Raw genomic sequence first — 24,248 nt, 5'->3', positions numbered from 1 at the left:
AACAGGGGGGACCTGGGGGTTTGTGCCGCCCGGGGGCTTGGGCGCGGAGCGCTGTTATCGATGATTACGAATTGTGTTAGCGTGATGAACGTCCCGGGGGGTGGCCGCCTCCGCGACGCCGACGCTGCCCGTTCGCCATGAGAGAGCTGGTAATCCCCGATGAACCGTTCGACGTTCCTCCGCGTCGCCACCGGCGCCGTCGCCGCCACCGTGGGCGTGGCCCTCCTCGCCGCCTGTGGTGGCGAGGAAGCCGCCGACGGCGCGAAGCCCTCCGCGACGGCCGACGGTGCGAAGGCCGACGGTGCGACGCCCGACAGCGCGACGCCCGACAAGGCGAAGGCCGCCTTCACCGTCACGCACGTCGGCGGGCCGACCACGGTCCTGGAGGTCGCCGGCCTGCGCATCCTGCTCGACCCGACCTTCGACGCGCCGAAGAAGTACAAGAGCGGCCTGGAGAAGATCCAGGCCCCGGCGGTCGGCGCCGACGGGATCGGCGCGATCGACGCCGTACTGCTCTCGCACGACCAGCACGACGACAACCTCGACGACAAGGGACGCGAGCTGCTCGCGAAGGTGCCCGTCGTGCTCTCCACGCCCGGCGCGCACAAGCGCCTCGGCGACCACGTCACGGGCATGAAGGCCTGGGCGACCCACGAGCTCACGACCTCCACAGGCTCCCTCACGGTCACCGCGGTGCCCGCCCTGCACGGGCCGGACGGAGTGGACCGCGGCGCGGACGGCGAGGTCACCGGCTTCGTCCTCAGCGGCAAGGGCGTCCCCACCACCTACATCTCCGGTGACAACGCCTCGGTCAAGGTCGCCAAGGAGGTCGGGGACCGCGTCAGGAAGGAGATCGGCCCCATCGACACGGCCGTCCTCTTCGCCGGTGCCGCCCGCACCCCCGCGATCCTCGACAACGCGCCGCTGACCCTCACTTCGAAGAACGCCGCCCTGGTGGCGAAGGACCTCGACCCCCGCAAGGTCGTCCCGGTCCACACCGACAGCTGGAACATCTACTCCGAGGACCTGGCGTCCCTGGTGAAGGCCTTCCGGGCGCAGGGGATCGACGGGAAGCTCGTCGACCTCGCGCCCGACGGCGCCGAGAAGGACCTCTCGTAGGCGCTCGGCGCCCCCTCTTCCCGTCACGCATCGAAAGACGCACCGAAAGACGCATCGAAAGGAACCACCATGACCGCCTCCACCACCCTGCGCGATGTGATCGGCCTGCCCCAGGAGCTCCCGCGCCTGGCCGAGTCCACCCTGATCATGATCGACTTCCAGAACACCTACCGCACCGGCGTCATGCTGCTCGACGGGGCCGAGGAGGCCGTGGCCGCCGGAGCCCGGCTGCTCGCCGCCGCCCGCGCCGCCGGCGCGCCCGTCGTCCACGTCGTGAACGACGGCGGCGAGGGCACTCCGTACGACATCCGTGCCGAGATCGGCTCGATCAGCGCCGAAGTCGCCCCGATCGAGGGCGAGAAGGTGGTCGTCAAGCAGGCCCCGAACGCCTTCCACGCCACGGACCTGGAGCAGACCCTCAAGGACCTCGGCGCCGGTACCGGCGGCGACCTCGTCATCGCCGGATTCATGACGCACATGTGCGTCCTCTTCACCGCGCAGGGCGCCTTCAACCTCGGCTACCGCCCGACCGTGGTCGCCGAGGCCACCGCCACCCGCCCCCTGCCGGCGCCGGACGGCACCGTCGTCGCGGCGGACGTGCTCCAGATCGCGAGCCTGACGACGGTCTCCGACCTGTTCGGCACGGTCGCCCGTACGGTCGACGAGCTCGTGGGCTCGAACGGCTGACCCACTCCTCCTCGCGGCACCGGGTGTTCACCCGGGGTGTACCGGAACACCGCCTGATGATCGGTTACGGGTCGCCCGCCTCGGCGGTAATGGCGGTCGGCCCGTGACGATTCCACCTCCGGGCGTTCCCCGCTCCGTGTGCCCCCTGGAGGACGTGTGCCCCCCGCCGCCGAGACCGTGCGCGACGAGGTCGACGGCGAGGAGGGGGACGGCGGGGCCCGGCGCGGGCCGGGCCTCCGGTCGGTTCTCCCGTCGGTTCTCCCGTCGTTTCTCAGGTCGGGCCGCCGGTCGGGTCCCTCGCCACGGGGCCCGCTCGCCCCGGCCGCCGCCGCCCCGCTCGCCGCCTCCCTCCTCACCGCCGCGCTGCTCTGTCTCGCGACCGCGCTGTCCCGCACGTACCCCTTCGGGCCCGTGACCAGGAACATCGTCGATCTCGGCCAGCAGTACCTGCCGTTCCACGCCTACTGGCGCGCGCTCCTCCTCGGCGAGACGCACGGCGACGCCTTCCTCAACTGGAACTCCGGCTTCGGCTCGAACTTCCTCGGCGACATCGGCACCTACCTGAGCAGCCCCTTCGATCTGCTCGTCGTCCTCTTCCCGGCGGACCGGATCGAACTCGCCCTGTACGTCGTCACCGCCGCCAAGATCAGTGCCGCGGGCGCCGCCGCGGCGCTGCTGCTCCTGCGGCTGCGCCCCGGCCCCTGGCCCGTCGCCGCCGTGCTCGGCACCGCGTACGCCCTCTCCGGCTGGACCCTCAACTACGGCGCCACCGTGCCCATGTGGCTCGACGGGCTCGTCGCCTTCCCACTGCTCTGCCTGGTCGGCGAGTGGGCCCGCACCGCCCGCCGTCCCGTCCTCGGCCCCCTCGTCGTCGCCCTGGCCTGGATCGCCAACTTCTACACCGCCTACATGGCCACCCTGGGCGCGGCCGTCTTCCTCGCCGTCCGGCTCCTCACCGCCGAGGAGAGCACGACGGCCGGGCAGCAGACCGCCGGGCAGTCCGTCGCCCGGCAGCGGATCGCCGGCGCGCTCCGCGCCGCCCGGAGCGTGCTCATCGGCATCGGGCTCGCCGCGCCGCTCGTCGTGGTCGTCTTCCTCGGCACCAAGGTCGCCGACCCGACGCCCGTGACCACCTTCGCGCCCGCCGCCTGGACGGACCTCCTCGCCCGGTTCCTGCCCGCCACCGCGAGCGTGGCCAGCCCCGCCCTCTTCATCGGTACGCCCGCCCTCGCCCTCGCCCTGACCCTGCCCTTCAACCGGGCCGTCGCCCCGCGCGTCCGGGCCGGCTGGACGGCGGCGGTCGTCCTGGTGACGCTCTCCCTCCAGTGGGAGCCCACCCATCTGCTCTGGCACGCGGGCGCCTCGCCCAACGGCATTCCGTACCGTCAGACCTTCGTCCTGAGCGGTCTCCTGCTGATCGCCGCCTGGCTCTCGGTCGCCCAGGGAGTGCCCCGGCCTGCCGCGCTCCTCGCGGGCGGCGCCCTGCTCGGGGCCCTCGCGCTGGCGGCCCGGGGGAGCGTCGACATCGACGACTGGACCTTCCCCGCCTTCCTCGCCGCCGCGGCCCTGGCGCTCGTCGCCGCCCTCCTCGCCCGCGAGGGCGTCCGGCGGAACGCGGTCAGCACGGCAGGCCGCCTCCTGCCCGCCCTGGCCGTGATCCTCTTCGTCGTCGCCCAGGCCGGCGAGACCGTCGTGACCGGCAAGCGGATCGAGGAACAGCAGCGGAGCGAGGTCTCCTGGTCGCCCCGGACCGGCCCCTGGCACGCGTCCGCGGCCCGCGAGGCGGCGCGCGCGGACGCCTGGCCCCGCTACCGCACGGACCCCGGAGAGGTGCCCGGCGGCAACGACGTCCTCCTCGTCGGAGGCCAGGGCGCCGACTACTACAGCAGCCTCACCGCCGACGTGACCTCCTCCACCCTCGCCTCCCTCGGCTTCGGCTACTACGCCAAGGGCCGGCACCCGGTCACCCTCGACAACCCCGTGACCGACGCCCTCTTCTCCATCGGCACCCGGCTGCGTTCGGAGCCGACGGAGCCCGTACGCCAGGACGCGCGGCCCCGCGCCGAGGTCACCGCCACGACGACCCCCGTACCGCCCCTGGTGACCGTCCGCCCGCGCGAGGCGCGCGCCCCCCGCCCGGGGGACTCCGCCTTCGTCCGGCAGGAACTCCTCCTCGGTGCCTCGGTGTACGAGCTGCCGCGGGACACGCGCCGCACCGGACGCACCCTCGCCACCCGCTGCCCTGCGGGCTCCGCCGTCTGGTTCTGGGCCCCCGAGTACAAGGGCTCGGCGACTCTGGCGGGAGCGGAGGCCGGGGGAGCCGCCGTCGACTTCGAGGGCAAGCCGCCGTCCGTACGCGCCCCCATGCGGGCCCTCGGGACCGTGCCCGCCTCCGGCGAGGTGCGGATCGACCTGCTGCCCGAGGCCGGGATCCGGCTGCCGAGTCAACCCGTCGGCTGCCTCGTCCGGGAACGGCTCGACTCCGCCGTACGACAGCTCACCGCCACCGGCGCCACCCGCGTGAGCGCCGGCGGCCACGGCGTCACGGCCGAACTGCCCCCGGGCAGCACGGGCGTCGCCGTGCTCGCCGCGCCCCGCATCTCCGGCTGGCGCTGCGCCGCGGGCGACGCGGAAGCCGTGCCCGCCCGTGCTTACCAAGGCCTCGTCGCCGTCCCCCTCGACGGGCGGGCGACGAAGGTCGGCTGCACCTTCCGGCCACCGGGGCTCCGCCTCGGCGGCGCCGTCGGAGCGGCCGCGCTCCTGGCCCTGGCCGCGACGGTGGTCCTGCGCCGCCGGTCACTCCGCGCACGGCCCTGACGGGGGTTTCCATCAGGGACGACAAGAGTTCACCCGGAGTGCACCCGTGGCTCGTTCAGCCGGAAATGTGGACGGCTACTGTGCCCGCCGTACCGGCGTTTAATTGTTCGATTCAGTGTGGGGATTCCGAGTGCCAAAACTGTCCGTCGTCGTCCCGTTCCACAATGTCGGGCCCTATGCTCCCGACACCCTGCGCAGTCTTGCGAACAACGCGAACCCGGAATTCGAGTTCCTGCTGATCGACGACTGCTCGACGGACGACACCCCGGAAATCCTCGACCGCTGGCGCGACCGACTCCCGAACGCCACCGTCATCCGCCACGAGACGAATCGCGGCGTCGCCCAGGCGCGCAACACCGGAATCGATGCGGCGCGGGGCGACTACCTCACCTTCCTGGACGGCGACGACTGGTACGCGCCCGGGCACCTGAGCGCCGCCGTGGCCGGCATCTCCCGCCTGGGCTGCGATTTCGCCCGTACCGACCACGTCCTGTCGGAAGGCCGGAAACGGCAGATCCGCTACGCCCCCGCCAAGGTCCGCGACGCGGTGATGGACCCCAGGGACGGCATTTCGCCCGCCAGCATGGTGACGATGGTCGACTATCCCTTCGTCCCCTTCGGAATTTACAGCGGACGGCTCTTCGAGAACGGCGCATCGCGTTTCGAGACGTCCCTGAGAACAGCCGAGGACCGCCTCTGGATCTGGCGTCTCCACCTCAAGGCCACCACGTTCGCGGCGCTTTCCCTGCACGGAGTCTTCTACCGGCGGGGCGTCACCACCTCGCTCACCCAGATCACCGACAACCGGCAGCTGGACTTCATTCCCTCGTACGACCTCCTGCTCGACGACGTCTCCCGGGACCCCGAGGCGGACCGATTCCTTCCGAAGGCCGTCCGCACCTACTGCGCGATGATCGCCTTCCACATGGGCAAGGTCGGGAAGTACGAGCCCGACGTCGCCGCACGGCTGCGCACCGACGTCGGCGACGCCCTGCGCCGCATGCCGCAGCAGGTGCTCGACGAGACCCTGACCACCATGGACATCCCGCGCAGCACCCTCCTCCGGAGCCTGCGCGAACCCGGAAGGACCGCCTGACCCATGGCTCCCGACACGACCCCCGCCATGGCCTCCGGCACGGCTGACGACCCCCGCCCGGTGCAGATCTTCCAGGTGTCCACCCTCTACGGAGCGGCCACGCTGGCGGCCGCGCTGGACGCCGGACAGTTCGGCCCCCGCGAGGACGCCCGCCGCCTCCTCCTGATCTCGCACAACGCCGAGATCCCGGAGACCGCGCTGCGCCTGGAGACGATGACCGGGTACGAGCGGATCGCCGCCCGCTTCGACGGCACGCTCGACTGGAACGAGACGATCCACCCGTACCACCCCGCCGCCTGGGCGCCCCGGCCCGAGGAGAGCCCGCTCTGGCAGCGCGTGCTGCGGACCGCCTGGGACCTCGGCAGCGCCCGGGTCGAGCTGATCGTCGAATCCATCCAGGTCAACCCTGCCAAGGCACTCGCCGCGGCCTTCCCCGAGAGCTCGGTCGACGTCTACGCGGACGGCCTCATGAGCTACGGCCCGACCCGCTCCGACCTCGCCCAGTCGATCGCCATCCGCATCCGCCGGGTCCTCCACCTCGATCTGGTGCCGGGGCTGCGGCCCCTGCTCCTGAGCGAGTACGGCGTCGAGCCCGAGCTCGTCCCGGACAACGCCTTCCGCGCGGTGCTCGCCGAGATCGCCGAGGCCTCCCGCGCCGACGAGCAAGCGGACACGGACACGGACACGGACGCTGGCAGGGGTGCGGACGCGGACTTGCCGATCGCCCGGGCCATCGCCGCCGAGCCGACGGCCCTCCTGCTCGGCCAGTACCTCGCCGCCCTCAACCTCCTCACCGCCGAGGAGGAAGAGGAGCTGCACGTCCGGATGCTGCGCGGAGCGGCGGCGGCCGGACACGGATCGGTGGTCTTCAAGCCGCACCCGACCGCGCCCGTCCGCTACTCCCAGGCCCTCCACGAGGAGGCGGCGGAGCTCGGCGTCCGGCTGACGGTCCTCGACGGGCCGCTGCTCGCCGAGACCTTCTACGAGCGGTGCCGGCCGCGGCTCGTCATCGGCTGCTTCTCCACGGCGATGCTCACCGCCGCCGTCTACTACGGCATCCCGATCGCCCGCGTGGGCACGGTCGAGGTCCTCGAACGGCTCACCCCCTTCGAGAACAGCAACCGGATCCCGCTCACCGTCGTCGACCACCTGGTCGCGGACCTGGAGGGGGGCGAGGAGCCCGCGGTGCCCGGCACGGCCCCGGACTCGCTCGCGCCCCTGGTCCGGGCCGTCGGCTACTGCATGCGGCACAAGAGCCACCCGGGGCTCCGGGAGGAGGCCGCCCGCTTCCTGGCCGAGCACCACACGGAGCCCGGCATCGCGCACCACTTCTGCGCCCAGCGGCTCACCCAGCTCGGCCTGCCGGGCGCGGAGGACGCGACGGCCCCGGAGCCGGCTGCCGCCGCCGGGACGTCGCGATTCCGCCGGGGTCTCGCCCGGGCCCGCAGGGCCTGAGCCGGAGACGCCCCCTAGTGGTCGACGGACCTGACGAGCGTGAACACCGCGCCCTCCGGGTCCGTCACCAGGGCCTGCCGCCCCGCCGTGCCGTTCCTCGGAGGCCGCAGTACGTGCCCGCCGAGCTCCGTGACGAGCCGGGCGGCCACGTCGGTGTCCTCGACCTCGAAGTACGTCATCCAGTGCGCGCCCCGGTCCCTGGGCAGCGCGTTTCCGACGCCGTGCAGGGAGGCCACCGGGCGGCCGTCCAGGTGGAGCGTGGCGAAGTCGAAGTCGGCGGAGACGACCGGCTCCACCTCGTAGCCGAAGATCGACCGGTAGAACTTGCCGACCGAGGACGTCTCGTAGGTGAGGAGCTCGTTCCACACCGGGGTTCCCGGCGGTCCGGCGGTCGCCGTGCCGTGGTGCGCCTCCGCCTGCCAGATGCCGAAGACCGCGCCGACCGGGTCGGAGCAGATCGCCAGGCGGCCGGCCTCGCCCGCGTCCAGCGGGCCGACCGCGACCGTGCCGCCGCAGCAGCGGATCGTCTCGGACGTCTCGTCGGCGTCGTCGGTGGCCAGATAGGTGGTCCAGGCGATGGGCAGGTGCCGGTCGGGCGGCAGCTGGCCGATGCCCGCCACCTCCTCGCCGTCGAGCAGTGCCCGGACGTACGGGCCCAGGTGCTGCGGGCCGGGGATGAACTCCCAGCCGAAGAGCGCGTTGTAGAACTCCTGTGTCCCGTCAAGCCCGTGCACCATCAGGCTCACCCAGCAGGGTGTGCCCGGTGTGCGCCGAGTCGCCTCGGTCATCGTCACTCTCTCCTCGGACCATCGTCGTGGCCGTGCCGCGTGCCTCATGGCCGATGGTCGCACCGGCGGGCGGGCGGCGCGTCCCGACCGCACCGCCTTTCGGGGGGCGCGTTGGCGCGCGATGACGCCCGGATGCTCCTCCGCGGCCCTGCCGGCTGCGCGAGGATGGCACCCATGAAGCCCATCATCTCCGCAAGCGAACTTCAGAGCGAGTCGGCCGGGGCGCGGCCGCCGGTCCTCCTGGACGTCCGCTGGACGCTCGCAGGACCTCCCGGACGGCCCGCGTACGAGGCCGGTCACCTGCCCGGAGCCGTCTACGTCGACCTGGACGCGGACCTCGCGGGACCCCCCGGGAGCGGCGGGCGGCACCCGTTGCCCGACGTGGCGGCCTTCGGGGCCGCGATGCGCCGGGCGGGTGTCTCGGCGGGGCGGCCCGTCGTCGTGTACGACGGCGGTCTCGGCTGGGGGGCCGCCCGAGCCTGGTGGCTGCTCCGCTGGGCGGGTCACCCGGACGTGCGGGTCCTGGACGGCGGTCTGGCGGCCTGGACGGGGGAGCTGTCCGAGAAGACCCCCGAGCCGGAGCCGGGCGACTTCCGGCCGGAGCCGGGCGCGCTCGGGCTGCTCGACGCCGACGGGGCGGCGGAGCTGGCCCGGGCCGGGCTGCTCCTGGACGCCCGGGCGGCGGAGCGCTACCGGGGTGACGTGGAGCCGATCGACCGGGTCGGCGGGCACATCCCGGGCGCGGTCTCGGCCCCGACGACGGAGAACGTGGACGCGGACGGCCGGTTCCTGGGCGCCGACGCCCTGCGGGACCGCTTCGCCGCGCTCGGCGCGGCCGGGGACACCCCGGTCGCGGTCTACTGCGGCTCCGGCGTCTCCGGCGCCCACGAGGTCCTGGCCCTGGAGATCGCGGGCATCCCCGCGGCGCTGTACGCCGGCTCGTGGTCGGAGTGGTCCGGTGACCCCGCCCGCCCGGTGGCCACCGGACCGGACCCGCAGTAGCGCGTCCGTACGGCCGTAAGGACAGGAAAGGCCCGCGCCGGCGATCTGCCCGGCGCGGGCCTCTCAGGTACCGGCGTGTACGCCGGTCACTCCTGCTTCTTGCGTCGCGTGCCGAAGACGATCTCGTCCCAGCTGGGCACGGCGGCGCGGCGGCCGGGGCGGACGCCGTCGGCCTCGGCCTGCCGGTCGGTGGTACCGGTGAGGCGGTCGCGGTGGCCCGAGACGGCGCGCGGCATCAGCACGTCGGCGTACGCGGAACCCGCGCCCGCCGAGGCGGCCGGGGCCGGCGGCTCCTCCGCCTCCGGCTCCTCCGAGGACTCCGTGTCCGGGGGCTCGGGCACGACCATGTCGCCGCGGAAGCTCGGGACGGCCTCCAGGAGGCTCGTCAGAGAGTCCCGCTCCTCCTCCGGCTCGGGCGCCGGTGCGGGCCGCTCCAGCCGGTCCAGCTGGCGGTCGAGCGCCCGGTCCAGGGGCCTGTCCCGGGGCAGCCGGGCGATGCGCGGCACGAAGGGGAAGCTCGGCTCCGGCGCGGCGGCGATCGTGTCGTCCGTCTCGCCGATCAGCGCCCGCGCCTCGTCGTCCACGGCCTGGACGAGCCGCCTGGGCGGGTCGTACGTCCAGCTGGCCGTGTGGACCTCGCCCGCGACGCGGTAGACGAGCAGCACCTCCCAGGTGCCGTCGTCGCGCCGCCACGAGTCCCACTGCACGGTGTCCTTGTCGGCGCCGCGGAGCAGCAGCCGCTCCTGCACCGCCTCGCCGAGCTGCGGGCCGCTGTTCTCCCCGGGCCTGCGGACCGGGGTCTTGCGGGCCCGCTCCGCCATGAAGGCGCGCTCGGCGAGCACGGGGCCCTCGAAGCGGCGCACGCGGTCGACGGGGATGCCGGCGAGCTGGGCGACCTCCTCGGCGGAGGCACCGGCTCGTATCCGTGCCTGGATGTCGCGGGGGCGGAGGTGGCTCTCCACCTCGATCTCGATCTGGCCGAGGCGCGCGCGGTCGTTGCGCACGGCGGCGCGGAGCCGCTCGTCGATCGGAAGTGTGTACTCCGTGCTGTCAGCAGCCTTCAGCACCAGTCGTGTGCCGTCGTTTGAGACGGCCACGACACGCAGTTCGGGCATGGGGACCTCCCGGGTGGTGCCTGCCGACGTCACGTGCGTCGCTGCTTCCGCTAGTCGAGTGTGGCCTGCCCGGGTGCAGCCTGCCACTACCTTGCCGAGTTGCCCGGCGTGTCGGGCATGGACCCTGGGGCGCCGTTATGGCACGGTTACCTGTTCGCCACTCAGAGTGACTGACGGTCACGCTGTGCAGCGGGTCTCCGTGCGGTGCGTGGCGCCGCCGGTTCGAGTGCCGCGTTCGGCCCCCTCCCCGATCCCGGGCACCCGTGAAGGCGTCCGGACCCAGGGTTCGCCAATGTACTCCATTCGGGCCACTTGGGTGGACCGGCGCGCCGCCCAACTTCTCGGGCGGTACGGGAGTTGAGTCTCCGTGATCTTCCCCCTTACGTGTCCCTCTTCACAGAACCGGCAGAAGCGGAACTATTCACTTCGCCCATTTGTCCCTTCTGGGTGCAAGGCGAACGGATGAGCCATCAGGGGTTGGAGATGCGTCACAGGCCGGAGACCGACACGGACGAGCCGGAGAATCCGGAGAAGACGGAGGTGGGGCCGGGGGAGAAGGCCCCGAGGAGAAGGATCGACCTGAGCGTGGCCCAGGTCTCGGGCAGCGCCCTGGCCGCGGTCATCGCCGCCAAGCTCGCCTCCACCCTCGGCGTGTACGGCACGATCCTCGGCGCCGGAGTGATCAGCGTCATCGCCACCTGCGGCGGCCCGCTCTTCCAGCACGTGTTCAAGCGCACGGGCGAGCAGGTGCGCGACGCGACCGCCGCCGCCAAGCCCAAGGCCCGTCAGGTGCCGCTCCCGGCCGCCCGCCCGGCGGAGGATGGGGACCGGCACACGATGATGCTCGGCACGGTCGCGCGCCCCGGCGCGCACGCCCTCTTGTACGAGGGGCAGGCCGGCGCGGAGGCCGACGAGGAGTTCGGCGCGGCGACCACGCACGGCACGCGCGTCCGCGGCTGGAAGCGCCCGGCGATCGCCGCGGCCCTGGTCTTCGGCGTCACCATGGGTGGCATCACCGCGTACGAGCTGGTCTCCGGTCAGGACTTCAGCGGCAAGCAGGGGACCACCACCTTCGGCTCCGTCGTCCGCGGCGGCGGGAGCTCCGGTCAGGACGCGCCGGACCGGGACGAGAACCCCGCGCCGACGCCCTCCGGATCCGCAGGCGACACCGGACAGCGGGAGAGCGGCGACGGCACCCCAGAGACCGGCGCCACGCCGGACCCGGGCGACCCGGCCACCGGCGGGACCGGCACCGCGACCCCCGACCCCGGCACGACGCCCTCGGGCTCCACCGACGGCGGTTCGACGCCCGACCCGACGCCGACCGGTCCCACGACCGACCCGACGCAGCCGACCGACCCGACGGAGCCGACGACCCCGACGGAGCCCACGGACCCCACGGACCCGGCGGCGCCGCCCGAGCCGACCGATGCCCCGACGACCGGGGCCGCCGATCCGGCGACCCCGGCGGCGCCGGCCGCGGGCACCGGCGGCTGACCGCCGGCCCCCGGTGACCGTCAGTCGCCCAGGACGCGGCGCAGGTAGTCGTTGGCGAAGAGCCGGTCCGGGTCCAGCCGGTCGCGCAGCGCCGTGAACTCGGCGAAACGCGGGTAGACCTCCGAGAAGTAGGCGGCGTCACGGGTGTGGACCTTGCCCCAGTGGGGGCGTCCCCCGTGCGCCGTCATGATGCGCTCCACCGCGGTGAAGTACGCGCGGTGGGGCGTTCCCTTGTAGAGGTGGACGGCGATGTAGGCGGTCTCCCGCCCCGAGGCCGTGGACAGCGCGATGTCGTCCGCCGGGGCGGTGCGCACCTCCACCGGGAAGCTCACCTTGAGCGGCGAGCGCTCGACCATCGCCTTGACCTCGCGCAGCGCGGCCACCGCCGCCTCGCGGGGCAGCGCGTACTCCATCTCCAGGAAGCGCACCCGGCGCGGCGAGGTGAAGACCTTGTACGGGATGTCGGTGTACGTACGGGCCGACAGGGCCCGGCTGGAGACCTTGGCGATCGAGGGGATGACCGGCGGGACCGCGCGGCCCAGCGAGCAGGCCACCTGGAACAGCCCGTTGGAGAGGAGCTCGTCCTCGATCCAGCCGCTCACCTTCCCGGGAGGGGCGGCGGGGCCCGCGCTGCGGTTGTTGCGCTTGGTGTTGCAGTTGTCCGTGTGGGGGAACCAGTAGAACTCGAAGTGCTCGTTCTCCGCGTGCAGCGCGTCGAACTCCGAGGCGACCCGGTCGAAGGTCATCGGCTCCTCGCGCGCGGTGAGCAGGAAGACCGGCTCCACCGCGAAGGTGATCGCCGTGACCACGCCGAGGGCGCCGAGCCCGATCCGGGCGGCCGCGAAGACCTCCGGATTCTCCTTCTCCGAGCAGGTCAGCAGCTGCCCGTCCGCCGTGACCAGCTCCAGCTCACGGATCTGCGCCGCTATCGAGGCGGAGTCGCGGCCCGTGCCGTGCGTGCCCGTGGAGGTGGCGCCGGCGACGGTCTGCTCCATGATGTCGCCCATGTTCGTGAGCGACAGACCCTCCCGGGCCAGCGCCACGTTGAGCCGCTTGAGCGGAGTCCCCGACTCGACCGTGACGGTCATCGCGTCGCGGTCGATCCGCCGGATCCCGGTGAGGAGCCCCGGCCGGATCAGCACGCCGTCGGTGGCCGCGATCGAGGTGAAGGAGTGGCCGGTGCCGACGGTCTTCACCCGCAGCCCGTCCTCGGCCGCCCGGCGCACCGCCTCGGCGAGCTCCTCGGCCGAGGCCGGGCTCACCTCCCGTACCGGACGGGAGGTGACGTTCCCCGCCCAGTTACGCCACGGGCTGCTCGCCGTCCTGGTGCTCCCCGACCCCGCTGTTGTCGTCCCGCTCACGCTTCCCCTCCCGGTCCGGCGCCGGCCTGCGCAGCCGGCGGTGTCCGAGGAGACCCACCGCGACCGCGAGCGCACCCGAGACAACGGGCACCACGTACCCCGCTTCCGCCCCGGACGCGTCGACCACCCAGCCGGCGGCCGAGGAGCCGAGCGCCACGCCGATCGCGAGCCCGGTACCCGTCCAGGTCATGCCCTCGGTCAGCTTGGTGCGCGGTACGTGCGCTTCGACGAGGGCCATCGTGGTCACCATCGTCGGTGCGATGGACAGACCCGCGACAAAGAGCGCCACGGCCAGCAACGGCAAGTTCCCGGCCAGTAGGAGGGGGATCATACTCACGGCCATCGCGCAGACGCCCAGGAGCCAGCGGCGGGAAGGTTCGCCCTTGAGGTGCAGGAGCCCGAAGACGGCGCCGGCGAGACAGGAGCCCAGCGCGTACACGGCCAGGACGAGGCTCGCGGCCGCCTTGTGGCCCTGCTCCTCGGCGAAGGCCACGGTCACCACGTCCACCGAGCCGAAGATGGCGCCGGTGGCGACGAAGGCGAGGGCGAGGACCTGGAGACCGGGGGAGCGGAGCGCGGACACGCTCTTCTCGCCGCTCTCACGGGGGTGCGGCACGGGCTCCGTGGCGCGCTGCGAGGTCAGCCAGAAGACGCCGATGGCCAGGAACACCCCGGCGAAGAGCGGGCCGGCCTCGGGGAACCAGGTCGTCGACAGACCGATCGAGATGATCGGGCCGAAGATGAAGCAGACCTCATCGACGATCGACTCCCACGAGTACGCGGTGTGCAGGCGCCGCTCGTCGCCCCGGTAGATCTCGGCCCAACGGGACCGGGTCATCGCCCCGATGCTCGGGACACAACCGATCACGGCCGTGAAGACGAAGAGCGTCCAGTCCGGGCTCTTCTGCTGGACGCAGACGAGGAGCCCGGCGGCGGCGACGAGCGAGATCAGCGTGACCGGGCGGAGCACCTTGCGCTGCCCGTGGCGGTCGACCAGACGCGAGACCAGCGGGCCGAGGACGGCGGCGGACATTGCGAGCGTCGCCGAGAGCGCGCCGGCGAGGCCGTACCTGCCGGTGACCTGGGAAATCATCGTGACGACGCCGATGCCCATCATGGACAGCGGCATGCGGCCGAGGAGGCCGGCGACGGAGAACGAGGTGGTGCCGGGCGCTGCGAAGATCGCACGGTAGGGGCTGGGCAAGAGGCTCTCCGGATCTCCGTGCTTCGGAGCGGGCTCCGCACGACGACTCAACACGTGTAATTAATAGCTAAAGCCTACGGTGTTGAAGTCGATCGGTCATCCCCCTTTTTCGGACGAGCACCGTGATTCAGGACGAGTGCCGCCCGGCGCACGCCGTCGGTCGGGCCGCGCCCTCCACCGCCGGAGGCGGGTGGGAGGATCGGTGCCATGTCCGATCAGCACGATCCCGCCCCGTACGACGCCCTGCTGCTGCTCTCGTTCGGCGGCCCCGAGGGCCCGGACGACGTGGTCCCGTTCCTGGAGAACGTGACGCGCGGCCGCGGCATTCCGAAGGAACGGCTCAAGGAAGTGGGGCAGCACTACTTCCTCTTCGGCGGCGTCAGCCCGATCAACGACCAGAACCGCGCGCTGCTCGACGCGCTGCGGACGGACTTCGCGGAGGCCGGCCTCGGCCTCCCGGTCTACTGGGGAAACCGGAACTGGGCGCCGTACCTCACCGACACCCTCCGCGAGATGATCACCGACGGCCGGCGCCACATCGCCGTCCTCACCACCAGCGCGTACGCCTCCTACTCCGGCTGCCGCCAGTACCGTGAGAACCTCGCCGACGCGCTCGCCACCCTGGAGGCGGAGGGGCTCCCGCTGCCCCGCGTCGACAAGCTCCGGCACTACTTCAACCACCCCGGCTTCGTCGAGCCCATGGTCGAGGGCGTCCTCGCCTCCCTCGCCGCACTCGACCCCTCCGTGCGCGACGGCGCCCATCTCGCCTTCACCACCCACTCCATCCCCGACTCCGCCGCCGACAGCTCCGGCCCGGTCGCCGACCACGGCGAGGGCGGTGCCTACGTGAAGCAGCACCTCGACGTGGCACGGGTGATCGTCGAGGCCGTCCGCGAGGCGACCGGCGTCGACCGCCCCTGGAAGCTCGTCTACCAGTCCCGCAGCGGCGCCCCGCACATCCCGTGGCTGGAGCCCGACATCTGCGACCACCTGGAGGAGCTGCACGGCGCCGGAGCGCCCGCGGCCGTCATGGTCCCGATCGGCTTCGTCTCCGACCACATGGAGGTCCTCTACGACCTCGACACGGAGGCCACGGCCAAGGCGGCCGAGCTCGGCCTGCCCGTCCGGCGCTCGGCGACCGTCGGATCCGACCCGCGCTTCGCCGCGGCCGTCCGCGACCTCGTCCTGGAGCGCGCGGCGAGCGAGCGCGGATCCCGGGTGGAGCGGTGCGCCCTGGGCGCGCTCGGGGCCTCCCACGACCTGTGTCCGATCGGTTGCTGCCCGGCCAGGGCGGAGCGGCCCGCGGCGGCCGGAGCCGACAGCCCGTACGCGTAAGGAGTCAGCATGACCGAGCCCCTGCTCACCGAACTGCTCGACCTCGGCCTGGAGGCCGCCCGGCGGGCCGGAGCGCTGCTGCGCGACGGCCGGCCGGACGACCTGGCCGTGGCGAAGACCAAGTCGAGCCCCATCGACGTGGTCACCGAGATGGACATCGCCGCCGAGAAGCTGATCACCGGCTTCCTCGCCGAGCACCGCCCGCAGGACGGCTTCCTCGGCGAGGAGGGCGCGTCGAGCCCCGGGACGAGCGGGGTCCGCTGGGTGATCGACCCGCTCGACGGCACGGTGAACTACCTCTACGGCCTGCCCACCTGGGCGGTCTCCATCGCCGCCGAGCGGGACGGCGAGACCGTGGTCGGCGTGGTCGAGGCGCCGATGCGCGGCGAGACCTACCGGGCGGTCCTCGGCGGCGGCGCGTTCGTCGGGGAGCGGCGGCTCGCCGCCCGCCCCTCGCCCGAGCTCGACCAGGCCCTCGTGGGCACGGGCTTCGGATACGTGCAGTCCCGCCGCGCCCACCAGGCCGACGTCGCCCAGCGCGTGATCCCGCGCGTCCGCGACATCCGCCGCGGCGGATCGGCCGCGATCGACCTCTGCGACGTCGCGGCCGGCCGCCTCGACGCGTACTACGAGCGCGGCCTCAACCCCTGGGACCTCGCCGCGGGGGCGCTCATCGCCCGCGAGGCGGGCGCCCTGACGGGCGGCCGACCGGGGGAGCCGGAGTCCGGCGAGCTGACCCTGGCGGCCTCCCCAGGCGTCTTCGCGCCCCTCCAGGAGCTCCTGGAGGAGCTCGGCGCCTGGCACGACTAGGACGTGCGTCCGGACGTGCGTCCGGACGTGCGTGAGGGCCCCGGAGCCAGGTCGGCTCCGGGGCCCTCGACGCGTGTACGGGCCGGGTCAGACGCCCGGCGCGGCGGCGACCTCCACGCCGTGCTCGGCGGCCAGGCGGTGCAGGTCGTCCAGCTCTGCCTGCTCGACGTCCGCGAGGAAGTCGTCGCCCGTCTCACGAGCACGCGTGAGGTCGGTCTGTGCGGCCCTGATCCGGTGCAGCAGGCCTGCGGTGAAAGCGTCCATCGTGCGCCCCCTCGTCGTGGGTCCGGTGGCACGGGGGTGTGCCGAGGGTGGGTGGATCACACACTGCTGCCTCTGGGGAGCAGAGGGTGGCAGGTGGCGCGCCACATACAGGGCGTGATCACGGGGTGTGCAGTCGTCCTCCCCACCCCCTTCCTCACAGAAACCTCAACTGGCCCGCGAATCAGGTGAATTCTTCGCGGGCCACCCCGACCGGAGTCACGCGCCCCACCGCACGCCCCCTCCGCACCACCCTCGCGCCCGGGTCCCCGCACCACCGTCTTACAGCCGGTTTACGCGCGTTAGGGGCAGGATGGACACGCACAGTCAGTGCTCAGGTTTCAGCGGGTCCCCCTTCGGACCGCGGCTCAAGGGAAGGACTACGACGTGCGTGTACTCGTCGTCGAGGACGAGCAACTGCTCGCCGATGCGGTGGCCACCGGACTGCGCCGGGAGGCCATGGCCGTCGACGTCGTGTACGACGGAGCGGCGGCTCTGGAGCGCATCGGGGTGAACGACTACGACGTCGTCGTCCTCGACCGCGACCTCCCGCTCGTCCACGGCGACGACGTCTGCCGCAAGATCGTCGAGCTCGGCATGCCCACGCGGGTGCTGATGCTCACCGCGTCCGGCGACGTCAGCGACCGCGTCGAGGGCCTGGAGCTCGGCGCGGACGACTACCTCCCCAAGCCCTTCGCCTTCACCGAGCTCACCGCCCGCGTGCGCGCGCTCGGCCGGCGCACCACGGTGCCGCTCCCGCCCGTCCTGGAGCGCGCCGGCATCAAGCTCGACCCGAACCGCCGCGAGGTCTTCCGCGAGGGCAAGGAGGTCCAGCTCGCGCCGAAGGAGTTCGCCGTCCTGGAGGTCCTCATGCGCAGCGAGGGCGCCGTCGTCTCGGCCGAGCAGCTCCTGGAGAAGGCCTGGGACGAGAACACCGACCCGTTCACCAACGTCGTGCGCGTCACCGTCATGACCCTGCGCCGCAAGCTCGGCGAGCCCCCGGTCATCGTCACCGTGCCCGGCTCCGGGTACCGGATCTGACCCCGATGCCGACGACCTCCGCGCCCCACCCCCAGGCGCCGCCGAAACCGACCTGGGACCCACGGGACCCCGTCCGGCCGCTGCTGCGTCCGACCATCCGGATACGGCTCACGCTGCTGTACGGCGGGATGTTCCTGATCGCCGGCATCCTGCTGCTGTCGATCATCTACCTCTTCACGGCGCAGACGCTGAGCGAGAGCGCGGCCCAGCTGCCGTTCAAGATCGTCAAGGGCGAGGTGCTGCCCACCACCTCCTGGTGCCGGCTGCCCAGCACAGGTACCGGCGAGCAGTTCAACGACGCCGTCTCGGTCTGTCTGCGGTACCAGAGCGACCGGGCCCTGGAAGACCTCCTGCGCCGCTCGCTCTTCGCCCTTCTGGGCCTGAGCATCATCGCCTTCGCCTTCGGCTACGCCATGGCGGGACGCGTGCTCTCGCCGCTGGGCCGGATCACCCGCACCGCGCGCCAGGTGGCCGGTTCCGACCTGGCCCGCCGGATCGAGCTGGACGGCCCCGACGACGAGCTCAAGGAGCTCGCCGACACCTTCGACGAGATGTTGGAGCGCCTGGAACGGGCCTTCACCGCCCAGCAGAGGTTCGTCGCGAACGCCTCGCACGAGCTGCGGACCCCGCTCGCGATCAACCGCACGCTCCTGGAGGTCCACCTCTCGGACCCCGGGGCACCGGTGGAGCTCCAACAGCTCGGCAAGACCCTGCTCGCCACCAACGAGCGCAGCGAGCAGCTCGTGGAGGGCCTGCTGCTGCTCGCCCGGAGCGACAACCAGATCATCGAGCGCAAGGCGGTCGACCTCGCCGAGGTCGCCTCCCGGGCGATCGACCAGACGCACGCCGAGGCCACGGCCAAGGGCGTGGAGGTCCGGGGCGAGCGCGCCCCGGCCGTCGTCCAGGGCAACGGCGTCCTGCTGGAGCGGATCGCCCTGAACCTGCTCCAGAACGCCGTGCGGTACAACGTGCCGGAAGGAGGCTGGGTGGAGGTCACCACGGACATCCAGCACGGTCAGGCGGTCCTGGCCGTCTCGAACACGGGACCGGTGGTCCCCGCGTACGAGATCGACAACCTTTTCGAGCCGTTCCGGCGGCTCCGGCAGGAGCGCACCGGCAGCGACAAGGGGGTCGGTCTCGGCCTGTCGATCGCGCGGTCCGTGGCCCGCGCACACGGCGGCCGTATCATCGCGGAGCCCCGCGAGGGCGGTGGTCTCGTGATGCGTGTCACTCTGCCGATCTGACACACTGCACAAGCCGACCGGTTCCGTTCGCTTTGCGCGGAATTCTCTGGCCCCGATTCTGAGACGCTCATGTGTGATCGATCACAGGAGAGGGTGTCCGGACCTCCACTCTCCGTGACCGAGAAATCCCTCGGAAAACCAGGAAAAGTCCGGGTTTCCGGGGCCCGGAATGACGGGAAGTACACGGGGTGGCGCCTGTGAAGGGCGCCCGGAGGACCGTGTACGGTCCGGTTCGCCACCCGAAGCCGATCACTCGTGAGAGGGCGCGACGGGTGTCGATTGAGTAACAGACCTTGATGTGAGGCAAAATCTCCGCCTCAGGTCGGGCACAAGTCCGACCTCTCACGCGTTACGTGCGCTGGAGACACCGCAACTACCCAGAGGGGGAGAGCGACATGGCAACGGATTACGACACCCCACGCAAGACCGACGACGACGTCGACTCGGACAGCCTTGAAGAACTGAAGGCCCGCCGGAACGACAAGTCGACCTCGACGGTCGACGTCGACGAGTTCGAGGCCGCCGAAGGCCTGGAACTGCCCGGGGCCGACCTCTCGAACGAGGAGCTGGCCGTCCGGGTCCTGCCCAAGCAGGCCGACGAGTTCACGTGCATGAGCTGCTTCCTCGTGCACCACCGCAGCCAGCTGGCACGGGAGAAGAACGGCCAGCCGATCTGCCGCGACTGCGACTGAGGCCGCTCGGCCGTGGCAGGCGAGACACCGTCCCGGAAGCGGCGTCTCCGGCTCCCTGGGAGCTCGGAGACGTACAAGGGCGGCACAAGCCCGGTAGAGGGTGCCCAGGAGGCCCCTGACGCCGAGCCCGCCGCCCCCCTGCCCTCCCTCGGCGCACGTGACGACGGGCGGGGCCGTTCGGCCTCGCTCGAAGCAGTCGTCGCGGACATCGAGGCGGCAACCGGTTCGCGCGTCGAGCCGGGCGCCGGCGAGGGCGCCGGGCCGGACGCGGCGCGGCTCCCCGCGGAGCTGCGCGAGGGCCGGGGCGAAGCACGCCACGGACGGCTGGACGCCGTCAGGCGGCTGGCCGACCCCGCGCGGGCCCAGCTCGACAGGATAAAGATCGACACCGAACGGATCGACGCCGTCCGGCGCGGTGTCACGCGCAGCGTCAAGGACGGCGTGAAGCGCGGAGGTGACAGCGCCAAGGCCGGCATCGGCTATCTGGCCGACCGGCTCATCGACCTCGCCCCGCGGATCCCGGTCCGCGACCTGGCGACCCTGCGCAGACACTTCCCCGGGCTCGGTCCCGAGCAGATCGCCGACAAGCTCGTCACGGGCGCGGCGAACGCGAGCTCGACCGTCGGAGCGGGCGTCGGCGCCGCCGCCATGCTTCCCGTACCCCCGGCCATGCCCGCCGAACTGGCGGCCGAGATCACCGGCGTCGCCGCCGTGGAACTCAAACTCATCGCCGAACTGCACGAGGTGTACGGACTGCGCCCGCCGGGCGGGCTCGCCCAGCGCTCGACGGCCTATCTGACCTCCTGGGCCGAGGAGCGGGGCATCGACCCCACCAAGCCCACCACCGTGAACGCGGCGCTCGGCGGGCAGCTCAAGCGCGAACTGCGCCAGCAGATCATGAAGCGCATGGTGCGCAACCTGCCGAACCTCATGCCCTTCATGGTCGGCGCCGCCGTCGGCGCGGTCATGAACCGGCGCGACACCAAGAAGCTCGCCGCGCACATCCGCAAGGACCTCCGCGCCCGGCAGATCCCGTGGAACGCCCTCCCGGAGCTGCCTCCCCTGGAGCAGCCCGAGAATCCCAAGGAGCTCGGCTTCTAGCCGCCCGTCCCCTGGGCCGGAACAGCCCACCTCCGGGCCGGACGAGAACCCGGCCCGGGGCGGCGCCGGATCAGGCCGCCTCGGCGCGTACGGACTCCAGGGCCGCCACCAGGGCCTCCGGCTCGCGGCTGGACAGGTACACGTACGGCGTCGGGTCCGCCGGGTCCGTGATCTCGACCCTTACGGCCCGCTGCACATAGCTGCGCATCAGCATGAAGGCGCGCGGGTCGGCCTTGTGGGTGCGCCAGGCGCGCGCCTCCTCCGCGTCCAGCACCTCCGCCGCGCCGAGCGCCGAGACCGGGATCCGCGCGTCGCCCGCCACCAGCGAACCGGCCACCACCCGGATCCGGGCCGAGCCGTACGAGGAGACCGCGGCGCCGGCGAGCACCGCCGCCACGATCAGACCGCCCAGCATCGGGACGTTGCCCAGCGGGAACATGATCAGGCCGCCGGACAGACCGATCAGGCCCGCGATCACCCACCACGAGCCGGGCGCCGTCAGCCGCTCGTCGAAGCGCGGCGCGGCCGGCGCCGAGGCCGCGACCGGGGACGACGCGGCGGCCGTCTCGACGGGCGACTCGGCGGACGGCGCGGGCGAAGGCTCGGAGGAGGGGGCGGGGGACGGCACGGAAGGCTGCATGCGTCCAAGCTTGGCACGGCGCGACCCGCGCCCGGCCGCGCGGGTAAGGTCTGCGCCTGTGACTGCAACATCTGCCGCCCTCACCCCGCCGGCCGACGCCATACCGCCGGTACGCCACCCCGACGCCCCGGCCCCCGGCGAGCTGCTCGGTTCGCACTACGAGTACTGCTTCGGGTGCGGCGGCGGGCAGCCCCACGGCCTCCACCTGGAGGCGCGCGCGGGCGAGGGCGTGACCGTCACCGCCGAGTTCACCGTGACCCCCGACCACCAGGGCGCCCCCGGCCTCGCGCACGGCGGCGTCCTCGCCACCGCGCTCGACGAGACCCTCGGCTCCCTGAACTGGCTGCTGCGGGTCATCGCCGTGACCGGCAGGCTGGAGACCGACTTCGCCCGGCCCGTCCCGGTCGGCACGGTGCTCCACCTGGAGGCCGCCGTCACCGCCGTCCACGGCCGCAAGATCTTCTCGACCGCCGTCGGCCGGATCGGCGGGCCCGAGGGCCCCGTCGCCGTCCGCGCCGACGCCCTCTTCGTCGAGGTCAAGGTCGACCACTTCATCGACAACGGCCGGCCGGAGGAGATCCAGGCCGCCATGTCCGACCCCGACCAGGTGAGGCGCGCCCGCGCCTTCGAGGTGAACCCCTGATGCGCAACCCTGTCGACGTACTGATCCGGCGAGTGGACCCGGAGGTGCCGATCCCCGCCTACGGGCACCCCGGCGACGCCGGCGCCGACCTCGTGACCACCGAGGCCGCCGTTCTCGCCCCCGGGGACCGCGCCGTGCTGCCCACCGGCGTCTCCATCGCCCTGCCCGACGGGTACGCGGCCTTCGTGCACCCGCGCTCCGGCCTGGCCGCTCGCTGCGGAGTCGCGCTCGTGAATGCCCCGGGGACGGTGGATGCCGGGTACCGTGGAGAGATCAAAGTGATCGTGGTCAATCTCGACCCGCGCGAGAGCGTGCGGTTCGAGCGGTTCGACCGGATTGCCCAACTGGTCGTCCAGCAGGTCGAGAAGGTTCGCTTCCACGAGGTGGCGGAGCTTCCCGGCTCGGCGCGGGCCGAGGGGGGCTTCGGGTCCACCGGCGGCCATGCCGCCGTGGACGGCTCAACGGGTGGGAATCGATACGCTTCGGTCGTATCCGACCGGGAAGGACAGTGACGTGTTCGGACGTCGCAAGAAGAGCGGTGCCGCTGAGGACGCAGCGGGCGAGGCCGAGCAGGTCGTCGACGAGGTCGGCACCGACGGCGCGGCCGACGCGCCGCGTCGGGTGAACCTTCCGCCGGCGCCCCGGCCCGACGGACCGTGGGACATCTCCGAGGTCACCACGCCGGAGGACGGCCGTGTCGACCTCGGGGGCGTCTTCGTGCCCGGAGTCGAGGGCATGGAGCTGCGGGTCGAGGTGGCGGGCGACGCGATCGTCGCGGCCACCGTCGTCCTGCGCGACAGTGCCGTCCAGCTGCAGGCCTTCGCCGCCCCGAAGAACGAGGGCATCTGGGGCGAGGTCCGTGACGAGATCGCCACGGGCATCGTCCAGCAGGGTGGAGTCATCGACGAGGTCGAGGGTCCCCTCGGCTGGGAGCTGCGGGCCCAGGTGCCCGTACAGCTGCCGGACGGCAACCGCGGCGTGCAGCTCGTGCGCTTCGTGGGCGTCGACGGGCCCCGCTGGTTCCTGCGCGGAGTGATCTCCGGGCAGGGCGCGGTGCAGCCGGAGGCTGCCGGGCTCCTGGAGCAGATCGTGCGGGACACCGTGGTCGTCCGCGGCGACGGCCCGATGGCCCCGCGCGACCCGATCGTCCTGAAGCTGCCGAACGACGCGCAGATGGTGCCGGACGGTGTCCAGCAGGAGGAGCAGGCGAACTCGCGCTTCTCCGGCGGCATGGGCCAGCTCCAGCGCGGCCCGGAGGTCTCCGAGATCCGCTGAGCCGCGATCGAGGAATCGAGACACGAGCGGTGGGCCGCTCCCCGTACGAAACGTACGGGGAGCGGCCCACCGGCCGTTTTCCCCTCCGTACGCGTGCGGGCTCTGGCCCTTGGGCACGGCGGCGGACCATACTGGCGGGCGCACATGTTCGAGGAGGGGGAGCACACGGTGAGTGAGAGCAGCACGCGATCCGGAACGGCCGTCATCGAGGACCCGGCCGGACTGCCGATGGTCCGGGTCGAGGACCTCCGGCGCTCGTACGGCACGGGCGAGGCCGCCGTCCACGCCCTGCGCGGGGTCTCCTTCGACATCCCGCGCGGCGAGCTCGTCGCCCTCAAGGGGCGCTCGGGCTCCGGCAAGACCACCCTGCTGAACCTCGTGGGCGGACTGGACAGCGCCGACGGGGGCCGGATCGTCATCGACGGCACCGACCTCTCCACGCTCGGTGAGAACGGGCTCCTGGAGCTGCGCCGCGACCGGATCGGCTTCATCTTCCAGTCCTTCGGACTCCTCCCGATCCTCTCCGCGGCCGAGAACGTGGGCGTACCCCTCCGGCTGCGGAAGGCCGACCCCAAGGAGCGCGAGGATCGGGTCGCGCTGATGCTCTCGCTCGTGGGCCTCGCCGACCACGCGGCCCAGCGGCCCGGCGAGCTCTCCGGCGGCCAGCAGCAGCGGGTCGCGATCGCCCGCGCCCTCGCCAACAAGCCGGCCCTGCTGATCGCCGACGAGCCGACCGGCCAGCTGGACGCGGAGACCGGGCTCGCCGTCATGGAGCTGCTGCGCGCCGTGGTGCGCAGCGAGGGCTGCACGGCCCTGGTCGCCACGCACGACCCCCAGCTCCTGGGCCTGGCGGACCGGGTCCTGGAACTCAGCGACGGCGAGATCGTCGAGCACTGAGAGCCGAGCACCGAGCACGGACCACTCGCGACGGCCTGAGCGCCCGGGCGGCTTGACCGGCCGCCCGAGCGTCCGGGCGTCCGGCCGCCCGGTTCGAGCCCGTCCGGACATCAGAATCACGTCAAGACCGCACGGGGGCCTCCGTCCGCGTGCGGAATGTCCGATTGG

General features: G+C 72.7%; 23 protein-coding genes. 17 read left to right on the top strand and 6 right to left on the bottom strand.

Features of this window, described 5'->3' with window-relative positions:
* The first annotated feature begins 159 nt into the window (after positions 1-159).
* From ASC82_RS17005 to ASC82_RS16985, 5 genes are all read left to right on the top strand, one after another.
* Positions 160-1,119: an MBL fold metallo-hydrolase gene (locus tag ASC82_RS17005; protein WP_056648261.1), complete on the top strand. Its 960-nt coding sequence runs from the start codon at positions 160-162 to the stop codon at positions 1,117-1,119.
* A gap of 69 nt (positions 1,120-1,188) precedes the next feature.
* The gene (locus tag ASC82_RS17000; RefSeq protein WP_056648256.1) at positions 1,189-1,806 is read left to right on the top strand and encodes an isochorismatase family protein; all 618 of its coding nucleotides are present in this window, start codon (positions 1,189-1,191) and stop codon (positions 1,804-1,806) included.
* Between the two features lie 156 nt (positions 1,807-1,962).
* Entirely contained in the window at positions 1,963-4,623 is a 2,661-nt protein-coding gene (locus ASC82_RS16995; protein ID WP_056648252.1) for a YfhO family protein, read from the top strand.
* Positions 4,624-4,753: 130 nt separating this feature from the next.
* The gene (locus tag ASC82_RS16990) at positions 4,754-5,719 is read left to right on the top strand and encodes a glycosyltransferase family 2 protein (protein ID WP_056648249.1); all 966 of its coding nucleotides are present in this window, start codon (positions 4,754-4,756) and stop codon (positions 5,717-5,719) included.
* Positions 5,720-5,722: 3 nt separating this feature from the next.
* Positions 5,723-7,174, top strand: coding sequence for a polysialyltransferase family glycosyltransferase (locus tag ASC82_RS16985; RefSeq protein ID WP_056648244.1), 1,452 nt, complete (start codon positions 5,723-5,725; stop codon positions 7,172-7,174).
* 14 nt (positions 7,175-7,188) lie between these two features.
* Here the strand turns inward: ASC82_RS16985 and ASC82_RS16980 are convergent, their stop codons facing one another.
* A complete protein-coding gene (locus ASC82_RS16980; protein WP_079039302.1) occupies positions 7,189-7,962 on the bottom strand; it encodes a VOC family protein in 774 nt (257 codons plus the stop codon).
* A 174-nt stretch (positions 7,963-8,136) separates the two neighbouring features.
* Here ASC82_RS16980 and ASC82_RS16975 point away from each other — a divergent pair, with 174 nt between their 5' ends.
* Positions 8,137-8,964 carry a sulfurtransferase gene (locus ASC82_RS16975; protein ID WP_056648242.1) on the top strand — a complete coding sequence of 276 codons (828 nt, stop codon included), beginning with the start codon at positions 8,137-8,139 and terminating at the stop codon, positions 8,962-8,964.
* A gap of 86 nt (positions 8,965-9,050) precedes the next feature.
* Here ASC82_RS16975 and sepH read toward each other — a convergent pair whose 3' ends face one another.
* A complete protein-coding gene (gene sepH / locus ASC82_RS16970) occupies positions 9,051-10,112 on the bottom strand; it encodes a septation protein SepH (RefSeq protein WP_079039301.1) in 1,062 nt (353 codons plus the stop codon).
* Positions 10,113-10,556: 444 nt separating this feature from the next.
* Here sepH and ASC82_RS16965 point away from each other — a divergent pair, with 444 nt between their 5' ends.
* Positions 10,557-11,576, top strand: a complete 1,020-nt coding sequence (locus tag ASC82_RS16965; protein WP_056648236.1) for a hypothetical protein — start codon at positions 10,557-10,559, stop codon at positions 11,574-11,576.
* Positions 11,577-11,596: 20 nt separating this feature from the next.
* On the opposite strand, the gene ASC82_RS16960 is transcribed toward ASC82_RS16965, so the two are convergent.
* Both ASC82_RS16960 and ASC82_RS16955 read right to left on the bottom strand, forming a co-directional pair.
* Positions 11,597-12,937, bottom strand: a complete 1,341-nt coding sequence (locus ASC82_RS16960) for a D-arabinono-1,4-lactone oxidase (RefSeq protein WP_056648232.1) — start codon at positions 12,935-12,937, stop codon at positions 11,597-11,599.
* The gene (locus ASC82_RS16955) at positions 12,876-14,141 is read right to left on the bottom strand and encodes an MFS transporter (protein WP_056648227.1); all 1,266 of its coding nucleotides are present in this window, start codon (positions 14,139-14,141) and stop codon (positions 12,876-12,878) included. The genes ASC82_RS16960 and ASC82_RS16955 overlap by 62 nt, the downstream gene beginning before the upstream one ends.
* Before the next feature lie 207 nt (positions 14,142-14,348).
* Here ASC82_RS16955 and ASC82_RS16950 point away from each other — a divergent pair, with 207 nt between their 5' ends.
* A complete protein-coding gene (locus tag ASC82_RS16950) occupies positions 14,349-15,476 on the top strand; it encodes a ferrochelatase (protein ID WP_056648225.1) in 1,128 nt (375 codons plus the stop codon).
* Between the two features lie 9 nt (positions 15,477-15,485).
* Complete coding sequence (locus ASC82_RS16945) at positions 15,486-16,286, top strand: inositol monophosphatase family protein (RefSeq protein ID WP_056648223.1); 801 nt, start codon at positions 15,486-15,488, stop codon at positions 16,284-16,286.
* An 87-nt stretch (positions 16,287-16,373) separates the two neighbouring features.
* Here the strand turns inward: ASC82_RS16945 and ASC82_RS30645 are convergent, their stop codons facing one another.
* A complete protein-coding gene (locus ASC82_RS30645; protein WP_199862547.1) occupies positions 16,374-16,550 on the bottom strand; it encodes a hypothetical protein in 177 nt (58 codons plus the stop codon).
* A 384-nt stretch (positions 16,551-16,934) separates the two neighbouring features.
* On the opposite strand from ASC82_RS30645, the gene ASC82_RS16940 reads away from it, so the two are divergent.
* From ASC82_RS16940 to ASC82_RS16925, 4 genes are all read left to right on the top strand, one after another.
* On the top strand, positions 16,935-17,588 hold the full coding sequence (locus ASC82_RS16940; RefSeq protein WP_024758527.1) for a response regulator transcription factor: 654 nt from the start codon (positions 16,935-16,937) through the stop codon (positions 17,586-17,588).
* A gap of 5 nt (positions 17,589-17,593) precedes the next feature.
* The gene (locus tag ASC82_RS16935; protein ID WP_056648220.1) at positions 17,594-18,832 is read left to right on the top strand and encodes a HAMP domain-containing sensor histidine kinase; all 1,239 of its coding nucleotides are present in this window, start codon (positions 17,594-17,596) and stop codon (positions 18,830-18,832) included.
* Positions 18,833-19,227: 395 nt separating this feature from the next.
* On the top strand, positions 19,228-19,524 hold the full coding sequence (locus tag ASC82_RS16930) for a DUF4193 domain-containing protein (protein WP_003955561.1): 297 nt from the start codon (positions 19,228-19,230) through the stop codon (positions 19,522-19,524).
* Positions 19,525-19,536: 12 nt separating this feature from the next.
* On the top strand, positions 19,537-20,625 hold the full coding sequence (locus ASC82_RS16925; RefSeq protein ID WP_056648218.1) for a hypothetical protein: 1,089 nt from the start codon (positions 19,537-19,539) through the stop codon (positions 20,623-20,625).
* Positions 20,626-20,695: 70 nt separating this feature from the next.
* Here ASC82_RS16925 and ASC82_RS16920 read toward each other — a convergent pair whose 3' ends face one another.
* Positions 20,696-21,265: a DUF3093 domain-containing protein gene (locus tag ASC82_RS16920; protein WP_242427677.1), complete on the bottom strand. Its 570-nt coding sequence runs from the start codon at positions 21,263-21,265 to the stop codon at positions 20,696-20,698.
* 58 nt (positions 21,266-21,323) lie between these two features.
* On the opposite strand from ASC82_RS16920, the gene ASC82_RS16915 reads away from it, so the two are divergent.
* The 4 genes from ASC82_RS16915 (at position 21,324) to ASC82_RS16900 (ending at position 24,080) form a co-directional block, all read left to right on the top strand.
* Positions 21,324-21,908 (top strand): PaaI family thioesterase, encoded by a 585-nt coding sequence (locus tag ASC82_RS16915; protein WP_024758523.1) that lies wholly within the window; start codon positions 21,324-21,326, stop codon positions 21,906-21,908.
* Positions 21,908-22,420, top strand: coding sequence for a dUTP diphosphatase (dut, locus tag ASC82_RS16910; protein ID WP_056648215.1), 513 nt, complete (start codon positions 21,908-21,910; stop codon positions 22,418-22,420). Before ASC82_RS16915 ends, dut begins: the two co-directional genes overlap by 1 nt.
* 1 nt (position 22,421) lies before the next feature.
* On the top strand, positions 22,422-23,183 hold the full coding sequence (locus ASC82_RS16905; RefSeq protein WP_056648211.1) for a DUF3710 domain-containing protein: 762 nt from the start codon (positions 22,422-22,424) through the stop codon (positions 23,181-23,183).
* Between the two features lie 144 nt (positions 23,184-23,327).
* Positions 23,328-24,080 (top strand): ABC transporter ATP-binding protein, encoded by a 753-nt coding sequence (locus ASC82_RS16900; RefSeq protein WP_056648209.1) that lies wholly within the window; start codon positions 23,328-23,330, stop codon positions 24,078-24,080.
* Positions 24,081-24,248 lie beyond the last annotated feature (168 nt).

The organism is Streptomyces sp. Root431 (assembly GCF_001426585.1).
Classification (GTDB): Bacteria; Actinomycetota; Actinomycetes; order Streptomycetales; family Streptomycetaceae; genus Streptomyces; species Streptomyces stackebrandtii.
This window is presented reverse-complemented; position numbering and strand designations above follow the sequence as displayed.